This window comes from Legionella nigrisilvae (assembly GCF_977063395.2).
In genome coordinates, this window is sequence record NZ_CDRUGZ020000021.1 from 26152 (window position 1) to 39371 (window position 13220).

Consider the following 13220-nt stretch of genomic DNA (forward strand, 5'->3'; position numbering starts at 1 on the left):
TAAATATCTGATCATTAACTCAAAATACAAGGATTGTACTCATGCGCTTAAAAAATAAAGTAGCAATAATTACAGGGGCCGCCAGCGGCATAGGTAAAGAAATCGCTCTAGTCTATGCAAAAGAAGGTGCTAAAGTTGCCATTGCAGATCTAAATCTGGAACAAGCCAATCTTGCAGCAGAAGAAATAAAATCTAAAGGTGGAGAAGCCATGGCTGTTGCCATGAATGTCACCGATGAAAACCAAGTGGATAAAGGCGTAGATGAAGTTGCTAAATACTTTGGTGGGGTTGACGTTATGGTCAGCAACGCAGGAATTCAAATCATCAGTCCTGTGGAACAACTCTCCTTTTCTGATTGGAAAAAGTTAATATCAATCCAATTGGATGGAGCCTTTTTAACAACTCGAGCAGCCCTAAGACACATGTATGACTCTGGAAAAGGGGGAAGCATTATTTATATGGGTTCAGTCCATTCTAAAGAAGCCTCTAAATTAAAAGCACCTTATGTGACTGCAAAACATGGTTTGCTGGGTTTGTGTAAAGTGGTAGCCAAAGAAGGGGCCGCCCATAATGTTAGAGCGAATGTGATTTGCCCAGGATTTGTACGTACACCACTCGTCGATAAACAAATTCCTGAACAAGCTAAAGAATTAGGAATTACCGAAGAACAAGTTATTAAGAACGTAATGCTTAAAGATACAGTGGATGGAGAATTCACTACCACGGATGACGTAGCACAAACCGCGTTATTTTTTGCTTCTTTTGAATCAAATGCCTTGACCGGTCAGTCGCTGATTGTTAGTCATGGATGGTTCATGGAGTAAGGCCTATGGCGCGAACAAAAAAAGTTACAACGCACCATCATGTTGCTTGTTGTTTTCAGGGTGGAGGCGCTTTAGGGGCCTATCAAGTAGGGGTTTTGCGTGCTTTGGATGAAGCAGGCTACTATCCAAGCTGGTTCGCAGGCACCTCAATCGGCGCAATTAATGCGGCAATTGCCGCAGGCAATCCACCCAAAATACGGGTTGAAAAAATGTATCAATTTTGGGAGACCATAGCTACCCCCTCTTTTCTCGAGAGTAGGCTGCTTCCCGATGATGTTGCAAGTCGAAAAATCGAACATTTTCTATCCGCCCAAACTGCATTAATTATGGGACAACCCGGATTTTTTTCACCCCGTTTTCCTCCCCTGCTTATGGGATATTACGATACACCCGATACCATAAGTTTTTACGACACCAAGAGTTTAAGATCGACTCTGGAACAATTTATTGATTTTGATCGACTCAATAACTCCAATGAGACCCGCATAAGCCTTGGTGCCGTTGAAATTTGCTCAGGCGAAATGGTTTATTTTGACTCACAAAACACAAAAATTGGTCCCGAGCATATTATGGCCAGTGGTGCATTGCCTCCTGGTTTTCCAGCGGTTGAAATTGAAGGGAAATACTACTGGGATGGTGGAATATCCAGTAACTCTCCAGCAACGTACATCTTATCTGTCAATCAATGCCCTCGTCATTTACTGTGTTTTGCAATTCATTTATTTGACTCCTATGGCTTATACCCAACGTCCTTGGATGCCGTAATGAAGCGTCGAAAGGATATAGAGTATTCCAGCCGTTTTGCACAAGCCGTAGAAATGTACCAACAAATACATGCATTAAAAAATACCATTCACGTGCTTTCACGTTATATTCCTGAATCGGAAAAAGGGAATCCAGAACTTAAACTGTGCATGGCCCGTGGACATCAATCTACCATTTCTTTAGTTCGCTTTTTATATGAACATGATGAGACTGAGTTTTCTTCGAAAGATTATGAATTTTCAAAAAAGAGTATCCTGGAACGCATACAAAATGGGTACAAGGATGGAAGAAAAGCTGTCAAAAAATCTCCCTGGGACCAAAAAATACCCGATACAAACGGCATTGCTGTATATGACATGTCGCCAAATAAACATTTAAAAGAGGAGTCTGAAAAATGAATGAAGCAGAGGTCATCAAACAAGCATTTGCCATGCCACTGACCAGTCCATGTTATCCTCGTGGCCCTTACCGTTTTATCAATAGGGAATTTTTAATTATTACCTATGAAACGGATATAGAGCTGCTCCGTGAAGTGGTTCCAGAACCATTAGAAGTAGTAGAACCTTTAGTTAAGTTCGAATTTATTCGCATGCCCGACTCAACAGGATTTGGGGACTATACCGAATCAGGCCAAGTTATCCCAGTCAGCTATAAAGGGAAAAAAGGAAATTATACGCATGCTATGTTTTTAGACGATCTTCCTCCTATTGCTGGCGGTCGAGAAATTTGGGGATTTCCCAAAAAGCTGGCCCAACCTAAACTGGAAGTAGTTCATGAAACGTTGTTGGGTACTTTAGAATATGGACCTTGTCGAATTGCTACGGCAACTATGGGTTATAAATACGAAGCACTGGATATAAAAAAAGTGGCTGAATCACTCGCTACGCCCAATTACTTGCTAAAAATCATTCCTCATGTTGATGGGACTGTTCGAGTTTGTGAGCTCGTTGAATACTTCCTTGAAAATGTCGTCATCAAAGGTGCATGGAAAGGACCGGCTCAATTGGAAATGAAACATCATGCCTTGGCACCAGTAGCAAACTTGCCAGTAAAACGCATAGTAAATGGAGTACATTTATTAACGGATCTCACTTTACCTTATGGTCGTGTAGTGCACGATTACCTTAAATAAAGAATACGGAAGATTCAAAAGGAATTTGGAGATCGTTTAAAAATGTTAATTTTAATTGGCTATGTTGTCATATTACTTTGTGTTTTTGGGGGATTCGCTTTGGGTGGAGGCCACCTGGCTGCAGTATTTCAACCTATTGAGTTGCTTATAATAGGTGGTGCAGCCATAGGCTCACTGATTGTTGGGAATAGTGCTGCAGTATTAAAATCATTGTTGAAAGCGCTACCGAAGGTTTTTCGGGGAGAAAAATCTATTAAGGATACTTCCAGTAATTTACTAAGCCTATTATACACGCTACTGAATAAGGCACGCCAACAAGGATTAATGTCTTTAGAAACTGACATTGAAGCCCCCAAAGAAAGCGCGATTTTCAATGCCTACCCTTCGATAATGAAAAACCACCATATTATTGAATTCATTTGTGATTATTTAAGATTAATCATCACTTCAAACCTCCAACCTTTTCAGTTGGAGGCTTTAATTGATATGGAAATTGAATCGCATCATGAAGAAGAAATGATTCCTGCTAATGCCCTATCCAAACTTGCTGATGCTATGCCCGCTTTTGGTATCGTTGCGGCTGTTCTGGGTGTAGTGCATACCATGGAATCTATAAACTTGCCTCCCCCAGAATTAGGAGTTCTCATTGCCCATGCCCTTGTAGGTACTTTTTTAGGTATTTTAATCGGCTATGGATTTGTTGGTCCTGTAGCCTCAGCAATGGAGCATCATGCCAATCAGGAGCAATTGATGCTGCAGTGTATCAAAGCTACAATTTTGGCGAGTTTACACAACAATCCACCTATTATTGCCGTTGAATTTGGACGTAAAGTATTGTTTTCCGCACAACGTCCTTCCTTTACCCAACTCAATGAAGAAATCAAAAATTTTAAGCCGGCAGCATCCTCATCCAATTCAGAGGAAAGTTCTTCTGCAGAACCCACTCCGGGCTAATGAGGTTAGAACATGAATGACAGCAATAAAGGAAAATCTAGCACAGCTCCGATAATTCGAAAGGTAAAAAAAAATCAACATAAGCATCACGGAGGATCGTGGAAAATTGCTTTTGCTGATTTTGTAACCGCAATGATGGCCTTCTTCTTGTTAATGTGGTTGATTGCTTCTCTAAATAAAGCGCAAAAAGACGGTATTTCCGAGTACTTTAAACAACCACTGAAAATCACTTTTTTTGGTGGTGAGAACGTGGGTAATCAGCAACTTAATCTTAAAGGGGGCGGACCTAAAGTAAAAGATACTAATGGTCAAGTTTCAACCACAGACCACCCCTCTGCTCCGAATAAAAAAGCCCAAGATATTCAAGTAATTCAATCCACCGAATCTGAAACCCAAAAACTTGAAGAGTTAAAGTCAAAAATTAATTTAAGCATCAAAGAAGATCCATCTCTTGCTGGTTTAAAAAATCAATTAATTATGGAAGTCGTAAAAAATGGCTTACGCATTCAATTAATCGATAATCAAAATAAACCTATGTTTGATGTGGGTTCAGATAAACTAAATCCAGGCATGGAGCATGTCTTTATCCAAATTGCAAAACTACTGAATAACGTCCCCAATAAAATTACCATTGAAGGGCACACCGATGCCCATCCCTACCACAATCCTGATGAATTAGAATACACTAACTGGGAATTGTCAGCCCAAAGAGCCAATGCCGCCCGACGCGCGTTGGTTAAAGCAGGTTTCAATCCTGATAGAGTTTTACGCGTGTCAGGGTTTTCATCCACTGTGCCTCTTAATTTAAAAGATCCCTACAGTCCTGAAAACAGACGCATTAGCATCATTGTCATGAAAAAAAGTGCCGAAAAGAAAGTGATAAAGAATAAGTAAACCCTTGGCGCCAGATAAAAGAAGTGAAACCGAAGATCCGGGCTCCGCTTTGCTGAACCCGGGTTATGAATAGATTTAGCCCACAGACGCGTTCAACATCCAGCGTGCTTTTTCATGGGCCCCAATACGCTCACTGAGCAACGCAACGGTCCCTTCATCATCATGTTCCTGTGCGAGTTTCACTGCGGCGTTTAAATCTTTGACCAAACTTCCATGATCTTGAGCCAGCTCACTTACCATGTGATTCGCATCAATATTCGAGTCACCATCTTTAATTGTTTTTAATTGATTCAATGCTGTAAAAGTAGCTGGGGCTTTATGTCCTAGAATTAAAATTCGCTCTGCAATTTCATCCACCGCCTCTGCCAATGCCTTATATTGCATTTCAAATAATTCATGCAAACTTTTAAACTGCGCTCCTTTAACATGCCAGTGATAATTTTGAGTTTTAAGATACAAAGCATAGGTATCTGCTAAAACCACTTCCAACTTTTTAATCATTGCTCCCATCATGGCTCCTGACTTTATTATTCTTCCTCATTTTGGATGATACACGGTAAAAATTCCATTATTTTTAAATAAAAAAAACCCGCCATAAAGGCGGGTTTTCAAAGGATAGAAATGGAGAGAGGCTTACATCATGCCGCCCATGCCTCCCATACCACCCATTCCACCCATGCCGCCCATATCAGCAGCACCTTCATCTTTCTTCGGTAAATCAGCAACCATACACTCAGTAGTCAACATCAAACTTGCTACAGAAGCAGCATTTTGTAGTGCCATACGAGTTACTTTAGTTGGATCTAAAATACCCATGTCAACCATGTCACCAAAATCACCAGTCGCAGCATTGAAACCATAGTTGTCTTTGTTTTCAGCTACTTTGTTTACAACTACTGAAGCTTCATAACCAGCGTTTGATACGATCTGGCGCATAGGTGCTTCAATAGCACGACGTAGGATGTTGATACCCATGTTTTGATCGTCATTGTCGCCTTTTAAAGAATCCAGAGCTTTTTGTGCACGGATTAAAGCAACACCACCACCCGCTACGATACCTTCTTCTACAGCAGCACGAGTAGCGTGTAATGCATCTTCAACACGAGCTTTCTTCTCTTTCATTTCTACTTCAGTAGCAGCACCAACTTTGATAACCGCAACACCGCCAGAAAGTTTAGCAACACGCTCTTGTAATTTCTCACGATCGTAATCAGAAGTAGTTTCTTCGATTTGAGCACGAATTTGAGCGATACGCGCATTGATTTCAGCCGCTTTACCTTCGCCATCAATAATCGTAGTATTTTCTTTGGTTACTACGACACGTTTTGCAGTACCTAAATCTTCCAAAGTAGCAGCTTCTAAGCTCTTACCAATTTCTTCAGAAATTACTTCACCATGAGTCAGAATTGCGATGTCTTGCAACATTGCTTTGCGACGATCACCAAAACCAGGAGCTTTAACAGCACATACTTTAACAATACCACGCATGTTGTTAACTACTAGAGTAGCTAAGGCTTCGCCTTCAACATCTTCAGCAATGATCAACAATGGACGACCTGATTTAGCAACGCCTTCCAATACAGACAACATGTCACGAATACTGGAGATTTTCTTGTCAACCAACAGAATGAATGGATGCTCAAGTTCACAAGTCATGTTTTGTTGATTGTTGATGAAGTATGGAGAAATATAACCACGATCAAACTGCATTCCTTCAACAACAGATAATTCATTTTCAAGGCTGTTACCGTCTTCAACAGTAATAACACCCTCTTTACCAACTTTATCCATTGCACTCGCGATGATAGCGCCAATTGCTTCATCAGAGTTAGCAGAAATGGTACCTACTTGGGCAATTGCTTTGTTGTCTTTGCAAGGCTTAGACATTGCTTGCAATTTTTTAGTAATTGCTGTAACTGCTTTGTCAATTCCGCGCTTCAAATCCATAGGATTCATGCCAGCAGCAATTGCTTTATACCCTTCAACCACAATCGAACGAGCCAATACAGTAGCGGTAGTAGTACCGTCTCCAGCAGTATCAGAAGTTTTAGAAGCAACTTCTTTAACCATTTGCGCGCCCATGTTCATGAAGCGTTGGTCGAATTCGATTTCTTTAGCAACAGATACACCGTCTTTAGTAACAGTTGGAGCACCATAAGCTTTTTCTAATACCACATTACGACCACGTGGGCCCATTGTTACTTGCACTGCATCAGCTAATGCATTAACACCAGCGAGCATTTGTAAACGCGCATCGTCACCAAAACGTAATTCTTTAGCCATTATCTCTCTCTCCTAATGAATCGATTACTTCTCAATTACACCCATGATGTCGTCTTCACGCATCACAACCAGTTCTTTACCGTCGATTTTCACTTCGGTCCCTGAGTATTTGCCGAACAGGACAACATCACCCACTTTTACTGCCAACGCACGGACATCACCGTTGTCCAGGATTTTACCAGCACCAACAGCAATGATTTCACCACGCATTGGTTTTTCAGTGGCGCTATCTGGAATAACAATACCACCAGCTGTAGTACGTTCTTCTTCCAGACGACGAACAACAACTCGATCGTGTAAAGGACGAATTTTCATGCTTCTATCTCCTGATTAATTAAACTTAAAAGTCAATTTGTAATGTCACTGACAGTCATATGGGGACAAGAAAATAAGTTTCAAGGGTTAAAATAAAAAAATTTTAGTATTTATTTTTATTCACACTACGGGATGTTCTGATATAGTAACCCATATATCTATTTTAAGCTCCGAATTATAAAGGTTTTCAGATGAGAAAATGGTTTTTATTGTTATTTTGCTGCATAACTACATTTGCTCTCCATGCAAACCCACTTCCGGCTGCTGAAGTATTTCATGTGAATGCAAACAAGATTGATCCTAATACATTTGCAATTAATTTCCAGATCAAACCCCATTATTTTCTTTATAGCGATCGCATCAAATTAACAACGGAAAAAAATGGCACAGTTCATTTAGGAACCCTGCGTTTTCCCCCCCCGGAGAAAAAAATAGATAAATTAGGACATGAGTTTTCTGTCTATCGGAATCAAGTCACTATTCCCGTTGGAATTTTAGGGAATAAGCCAGGAGATGCCTTAATTGATTTACATTATCAGGGATGTTCTGATGATGGTTTTTGTTATGCTCCGGAAACTAAGAAAATTCAATTGTCCATAGATAATGATTTGGCTTTAGCACACGTGAATTTGGAGCCACTCCCAAATATTGAGCCCGAAGTTACTGAAGAATCACAAAATGATGGGGTGACTAAAATCTTTTTGAGCCACAATTGGTTCCTAATTCTCTTCTCTTTTTATGGATTTGGTTTACTTTTATCATTCACACCATGCATTCTACCTATGGTTCCGGTTTTATCAGGAATTATTGTAGGTCATGGTAAAGAAATTACCACAAGAAAAGCATTTTTTCTTTCGCTAAGCTACGTACTTAGCATGTCGATTACCTATTCAATCATTGGGGCTGTAGTGGCTTTGCTAGGAGCCAACTTGCAAATTAGCATGCAATCACCTTGGGCTTTGGGAGTATTTAGCCTGATTTTTGTTCTGCTGGCTTTATCCATGTTTGGATTTTATGAATTTAAGCTACCCCATTCTTGGCAAGCGAAAATACACGGCTCCAGTAATCAAAGGGGCGGGCACTATTTTGGGGCCGCAATTATGGGGTGTTTATCCACTCTGATTCTCTCGCCTTGTGTAACTGCGCCACTGATTGGAGTATTAACCTATATTGCTCAGACCGGGAATGTTCTTTTAGGATGTCTGACTTTATTTGTCTTAAGTTTGGGAATGGGCACTCCACTTCTTCTCATTGGGACTTCTGCTGGCAGATGGTTACCTGAAACTGGCGACTGGATGAATACCATCAAATCCCTATTTGGCATTATTTTTATTGCCGTTGCCATTACCCTCATCGCTCGAATAGCTCCCCCATTGATCAGCATGCTCCTTTGGGCAAGCTTACTCATTTTTTCAGGGATTTACAGTGGTGCCCTCACCTATTCTGTGACTCATCGCGAAAAATTCAATCAGGGTATAGGGCTCATTCTCCTCGTCTATGGGTTCTTGATTTTAGTGGGTGCCAGTATGGGTGCCACAAATCCATTACAACCTTTAACCATACAATCCGCGAGCGCTGCCCCCATTAAACTACAGCAGGATCAGAGCTTGACCACGATAAAACAAGCAATAGCGGATGCCTATGGCAAACCCGTGATGCTGGATTTTTATGCGGATTGGTGCACTTCATGTAAAGTAATGGAAACAACTACATTCAAAGATCCTCAGGTGCAAAAAGAATTAGCTCGCTTTACGGTAATAAAAATAGATGTCACCGCAAACAATGCCGAAAATAAAGCGCTACTCAACCACTTTCATGTGGTAGCACCTCCAACTTTTATTTTTTTAGATGCCCAAGGTAAAGAGCTTAATAGTCTTACAGTGGTGGGTGAAGTTTCAGCAAATAAGTTTTTAAAAATCTTAAATCAAATAGAATAATCCTAAGGATTACCTTAATCTCTTTGAAGATAACAATGCATTTTTTCATAATTATTCAGCTTTAAAGTGGATTATTCCTGTCACAGCTGCTCAACAGATGCTAGTAATTCCCAAATCTTTCCCAAAATTAACGATGCTCATAAATAACACACCTACAAATATAAATGGATGCTGTGATTATTGTTTTACTTAAGTGATTATAAGTTGACCGTCTTTTTTTATGGACTATAGTTATATAGGCAATAAGAAACCTGAGGGGCGGAATTCCGTCTAAGGAACAGATTATGGATAATCAACTGATTGTAAAAAAAGAAGTTTCTGCAGCAATTCCTTCAAAATATGGGGATTTTGAGCTTTCACTCTTTACTACAAATCAAGATGATAAAGAGCATCTATTACTCACCTATGGTGCAGTACATAACGAAGATAATATTTTAGTTCGAATTCATTCCGAATGTATGACAGGCGATATTTTAGGCTCCTTACGCTGTGATTGTGGTGAGCAATTACAATTGAGTATGAGTCAAATTGCTATTGAAGGTCGGGGAATTATTATTTACCTTCGCCAAGAAGGACGGGGAATTGGATTAATCGATAAATTACGCACTTATAACTTACAAGATCAGGGTAAGGATACAGTGGATGCGAATTTAGCATTAGGTCATGGAGGAGATGAGCGTTCTTATGAAGTGGCCGCTCAAATTTTAAAAGAATTACAAATCAAATCGCTTCGTTTGCTTACTAATAATCCTAAAAAAATTGAAGCGCTCAATCAGTATCAATTAAATGTCACCTCAAGAGTCCCTATCAAAGGTTCTATACACCATCATAATGCATTTTATCTGTTGACTAAAACCCAAAAAATGAACCATGTTTTTGAAGAAGAAGATCTCAAAGAGTTATACGAAAAATGTTCTTCTTTCTTTAAAAAGAAAAAACCTTTAGTCACCTTGGCTTATGCACAAAGCTTGGATGGCTCCATTTCATTTCACCGCAAAAAAAGACTCATGTTGAGCTCTCAAGAATCTCTAGTAATGACGCACAAATTGCGTTCTGAAAATGATGCCATTTTGGTTGGAGTGGGAACCATTATTGCAGATGATCCTCTTCTAACCGTACGACATTATAAAGGGAATAATCCACAAGTTGTTATATTAGACAGTAAACTGCGTATTCCTTTAACTGCACGGGTTTTGAAAAACTCAAAACCTCCTATAATTTTCACTACCGATCAGGCGGATCCGGAAAAACAAAAATTACTCAATGAAATGAATGCGACGGTCGTGCAAGTTGATGCAACAAGTGAAGGTCGAACAGATTTAAACCAAACTTTAGAAAAGTTATTTACTTTGGGTATTAAGACAGTAATGGTGGAAGGCGGAAGAGGCATTATCACCAATTTTCTTAATGAAAACCATGTCGACAAAGTAATTATAACGGTAGCTCCCATTTTCGTTGGCGGAGTTTCGGTATTATCGAAAGAAATAAAGGAACACGTAGGCTTTCCTCAACTAAAAAACGTACTTCAATATAAACTCGGCAAGGATATTATTATCATGGCTGATATAGAAAGGAATCTACATTGAAAAACCATGTATTGTATTTTAATAAACCTAACCAAGTTTCTGTCCTGGAAGAATCAATTCCCAGGCCAAAAACAGATGAAGTGTTAGTGCAAAATGTCTTGTCAGGCATCAGTGCAGGGACGGAAATGCTTTTTTATCGCGGTTTAATGCCCACCGACCTCTGCATTGATACAAGCATTCCCTCGCTTAGGCACAAACTGAATTATCCATTTAAATATGGTTATTGTTCTGTGGGGAAAGTCATTGAGACAGGCAATAAAAAATTAAACCACTTATTAAATAAATGGGTTTTCGTCTTCAATCCGCATGAAAGTTATTTTTGCGCAAAGGAACAACATCTAATCCTTTTACCCGAGCATATATCGCCCTATGATGCTTTATTCCTACCCAATATGGAAACAGCAATCAACTTAGTATTAGATGGCTCTCCTTTGATTGGAGAAAATGTTCTCATTTTAGGGCTGGGTGTGGTAGGCATTCTTACTACTGCCTTACTGCAACAATTCCCCTTAACTACCCTTATAGGAATTGATTTATATGAAAAAAGAAGAACCTTATGTAAGGAGTTAGGGGCAGAATATGTTTTTGATGCCACACATCCAGATCTTAAGTTGCAATTTAATCAATACCTGGAACAGTCACAACAGAACACGATAGATCTTATTTATGAATTGACCGGTAATCCGGATGCGCTCAATACTGCCATTGAGTTTGCAGCTTTTGAGGGACGCATCGTTCTAGGGTCGTGGTATGGCAGAAAATCATGTTCTATTGATTTAGGAGGTAAATTTCATCGAAATCGAATTAAAGTCATCGCCAGTCAAGTCAGTACCATTGCTTCTGAACTTCAAGGCAGATGGACTAAAGAGCGACGTATCGAAGTTGCATTTAACATGTTGGAAAAAATAAAACCGTCTCGTTTTATTTCGCATAACATTCATATTACGGAGGCAGATGCAGCGTATCAATTATTGGCTTCTAATCCAAAGGATACTTTATTTATCACTTTAACTTATGAGGTGTAAAAATGCATTGTCTAATGTTACGAAAAAATTTCATTGCCCAACATTTTTTAATCGGAAAAGATTTTGGGGCAGAAAATGAGAGACATTCTCACCATTATAGTTTCGAACTCGAAATTGAAGATACAAAACTGGATCAATACAATTTCCTGATTGATATTGTTGAAGTAAAAGCACGTATTGACCAATTAATATCCTATTTCCAGGATAAAACATTAAATGAGCTCCCTGAGTTTAAGAATCAAAATCCGAGTCTTGAATTGTTTTCTAAAATTCTCTGGCAAAAATTTAATCATCATTTTGAACTCCCAACGAGCAGCCAAATTACGGTGCGATTATGGGAAGATGAGATTGCTCAAGCCAGCTATCGAGAAGCAAAATGCGCGTAGGATTAATTGTATATGGGTCCCTAAATACCACTACGGGTGGCTATATTTATGACCATAAGTTAGTTGAATATCTACGTGCACAAGGAGTAGTCGTTAAGGTTTTCTCCCAACAGCCAAAAGGTTTTTGGGGATTACTTAGCTATAATTTTTCAAAAAAACTCCTCAACGAAGTGATTGAGTTTTCTCCTGATGTTCTTCTAGAAGATGAAATGAATTTTAGTTCATTATTTATTTTGAATAACAAGCTAAAAAAAATAAGGGATTTTCCGATTATAAGTATTGTGCATTTGTTACAAGCGCATGCATTACACCATTTTTGGACTAAATGGATAACCAAAAAAATCGAGCGTCTATACCTTAAGTCAGTCGATGGTTTTATTTTCAATAGTATTTCTACAGAACAATCCATCTTCAAAATTATTGGATCCCATCAAAATTCATTGATTGCTTACCCTGGTAAAGATCGCCTGCAATTGGATATTAAAAAAAATAACATTAAATTTAAGTGTCAAAATAACAAATTCATGATTATTTTTGTTGGCAATTTATTATATAACAAGGGGCTGCATCTACTCCTTCAGGCCTTATCCGAAATAGATCACGACTTATGGCAATTATCCATCGTTGGTGATTTTAATTTTGATTTTAAGTATACCCAAAAAATCTTCACGATGATTCGCACCTTAAAACTAGAAGCAAATATCAAAATTCATGGCTTACTGGATATTGAACACTTGAAAAAGGAACTGCTCTCACAGCATGTATTGATTGTTCCTTCCTATTTTGAGAGTTATGGAATTGTTTATACCGAAGCAATGGGAGCAGGTATCCCCGTTATCGCAAGTAACACTGGAGGGGTTCCGGAAATTGTCCATGATAGGATTAATGGATTCTTGATCGAACCCGGAGATAGCACTATGCTTCGAGATTACATTATCAAATTAATTAAAGATCGAGACATGTTAATGGAAATGAGTATTTCTTCTCTTTCCACCTACGAGAACTTTCCTTCATGGAATGAAACCATGGCTAATGTGTATGCCTTTTTAAATCAAAATAATAATCAAGTAAGTTCCATCAAAAAATGATTTAAATCAAAGAATCCTGTCGACAATAAGA

The 13220-nt window shown here is 39.0% G+C and carries 13 protein-coding genes; 10 read left to right on the forward strand and 3 right to left on the reverse strand.

The window, feature by feature from the left end:
• Nucleotides 1-41: 41 nt before the first annotated feature.
• The 5 genes from ACWTE2_RS11330 to motB are packed head-to-tail and all read left to right on the forward strand — an operon-like array spanning nt 42 to nt 4569.
• Nucleotides 42-824 carry a 3-hydroxybutyrate dehydrogenase gene (locus ACWTE2_RS11330; protein WP_454785410.1) on the forward strand — a complete coding sequence of 261 codons (783 nt, stop codon included), beginning with the start codon at nt 42-44 and terminating at the stop codon, nt 822-824.
• 5 nt (nt 825-829) lie between these two features.
• Complete coding sequence (locus tag ACWTE2_RS11335; protein WP_454785411.1) at nt 830-1987, forward strand: patatin-like phospholipase family protein; 1158 nt, start codon at nt 830-832, stop codon at nt 1985-1987.
• Nucleotides 1984-2721 (forward strand): acetoacetate decarboxylase, encoded by a 738-nt coding sequence (locus tag ACWTE2_RS11340; RefSeq protein WP_454785412.1) that lies wholly within the window; start codon nt 1984-1986, stop codon nt 2719-2721. Before ACWTE2_RS11335 ends, ACWTE2_RS11340 begins: the two co-directional genes overlap by 4 nt.
• Nucleotides 2722-2763: 42 nt before the next feature.
• Complete coding sequence (motA, locus tag ACWTE2_RS11345; RefSeq protein ID WP_454785413.1) at nt 2764-3675, forward strand: flagellar motor stator protein MotA; 912 nt, start codon at nt 2764-2766, stop codon at nt 3673-3675.
• 12 nt (nt 3676-3687) lie between these two features.
• Nucleotides 3688-4569 (forward strand): flagellar motor protein MotB, encoded by an 882-nt coding sequence (motB, locus tag ACWTE2_RS11350; RefSeq protein WP_454785414.1) that lies wholly within the window; start codon nt 3688-3690, stop codon nt 4567-4569.
• Nucleotides 4570-4644: 75 nt separating this feature from the next.
• Here the strand turns inward: motB and ACWTE2_RS11355 are convergent, their stop codons facing one another.
• The 3 genes from ACWTE2_RS11355 to groES form a co-directional block, all read right to left on the reverse strand.
• Complete coding sequence (locus ACWTE2_RS11355; protein WP_182393594.1) at nt 4645-5079, reverse strand: Dps family protein; 435 nt, start codon at nt 5077-5079, stop codon at nt 4645-4647.
• A gap of 123 nt (nt 5080-5202) precedes the next feature.
• Nucleotides 5203-6852, reverse strand: a complete 1650-nt coding sequence (gene groL / locus ACWTE2_RS11360; RefSeq protein WP_182392709.1) for a chaperonin GroEL — start codon at nt 6850-6852, stop codon at nt 5203-5205.
• 24 nt (nt 6853-6876) lie between these two features.
• A complete protein-coding gene (gene groES / locus ACWTE2_RS11365; protein WP_182392708.1) occupies nt 6877-7167 on the reverse strand; it encodes a co-chaperone GroES in 291 nt (96 codons plus the stop codon).
• Nucleotides 7168-7358: 191 nt separating this feature from the next.
• Here groES and dsbD point away from each other — a divergent pair, with 191 nt between their 5' ends.
• From dsbD to ACWTE2_RS11390, 5 genes are all read left to right on the forward strand, one after another.
• Complete coding sequence (gene dsbD, locus ACWTE2_RS11370) at nt 7359-9104, forward strand: protein-disulfide reductase DsbD (protein WP_454785415.1); 1746 nt, start codon at nt 7359-7361, stop codon at nt 9102-9104.
• A gap of 284 nt (nt 9105-9388) precedes the next feature.
• Nucleotides 9389-10690, forward strand: a complete 1302-nt coding sequence (ribA, locus tag ACWTE2_RS11375) for a GTP cyclohydrolase II (protein WP_454785416.1) — start codon at nt 9389-9391, stop codon at nt 10688-10690.
• On the forward strand, nt 10687-11715 hold the full coding sequence (locus ACWTE2_RS11380) for a zinc-dependent alcohol dehydrogenase (protein ID WP_454785417.1): 1029 nt from the start codon (nt 10687-10689) through the stop codon (nt 11713-11715). Before ribA ends, ACWTE2_RS11380 begins: the two co-directional genes overlap by 4 nt.
• Before the next feature lie 14 nt (nt 11716-11729).
• The gene (locus tag ACWTE2_RS11385; protein WP_255464324.1) at nt 11730-12101 is read left to right on the forward strand and encodes a 6-pyruvoyl trahydropterin synthase family protein; all 372 of its coding nucleotides are present in this window, start codon (nt 11730-11732) and stop codon (nt 12099-12101) included.
• Nucleotides 12092-13189: a glycosyltransferase family 4 protein gene (locus ACWTE2_RS11390; protein ID WP_454785418.1), complete on the forward strand. Its 1098-nt coding sequence runs from the start codon at nt 12092-12094 to the stop codon at nt 13187-13189. Before ACWTE2_RS11385 ends, ACWTE2_RS11390 begins: the two co-directional genes overlap by 10 nt.
• Nucleotides 13190-13220 lie beyond the last annotated feature (31 nt).

Bases quoted from the DNA above. Each gene is read 5' to 3' on its own strand.
- ACWTE2_RS11330 (WP_454785410.1), top strand. From the start codon at position 42: ATGCGCTTAAAAAATAAAGTAGCAATAATTACAGGGGCCGCCAGCGGC.
- ACWTE2_RS11335 (WP_454785411.1), top strand. From the start codon at position 830: ATGGCGCGAACAAAAAAAGTTACAACGCACCATCATGTTGCTTGTTGT.
- ACWTE2_RS11340 (WP_454785412.1), top strand. From the start codon at position 1,984: ATGAATGAAGCAGAGGTCATCAAACAAGCATTTGCCATGCCACTGACC.
- motA (WP_454785413.1), top strand. From the start codon at position 2,764: ATGTTAATTTTAATTGGCTATGTTGTCATATTACTTTGTGTTTTTGGG.
- motB (WP_454785414.1), top strand. From the start codon at position 3,688: ATGAATGACAGCAATAAAGGAAAATCTAGCACAGCTCCGATAATTCGA.
- ACWTE2_RS11355 (WP_182393594.1), bottom strand. From the start codon at position 5,079: ATGGGAGCAATGATTAAAAAGTTGGAAGTGGTTTTAGCAGATACCTAT.
- groL (WP_182392709.1), bottom strand. From the start codon at position 6,852: ATGGCTAAAGAATTACGTTTTGGTGACGATGCGCGTTTACAAATGCTC.
- groES (WP_182392708.1), bottom strand. From the start codon at position 7,167: ATGAAAATTCGTCCTTTACACGATCGAGTTGTTGTTCGTCGTCTGGAA.
- dsbD (WP_454785415.1), top strand. From the start codon at position 7,359: ATGAGAAAATGGTTTTTATTGTTATTTTGCTGCATAACTACATTTGCT.
- ribA (WP_454785416.1), top strand. From the start codon at position 9,389: ATGGATAATCAACTGATTGTAAAAAAAGAAGTTTCTGCAGCAATTCCT.
- ACWTE2_RS11385 (WP_255464324.1), top strand. From the start codon at position 11,730: ATGTTACGAAAAAATTTCATTGCCCAACATTTTTTAATCGGAAAAGAT.
- ACWTE2_RS11390 (WP_454785418.1), top strand. From the start codon at position 12,092: ATGCGCGTAGGATTAATTGTATATGGGTCCCTAAATACCACTACGGGT.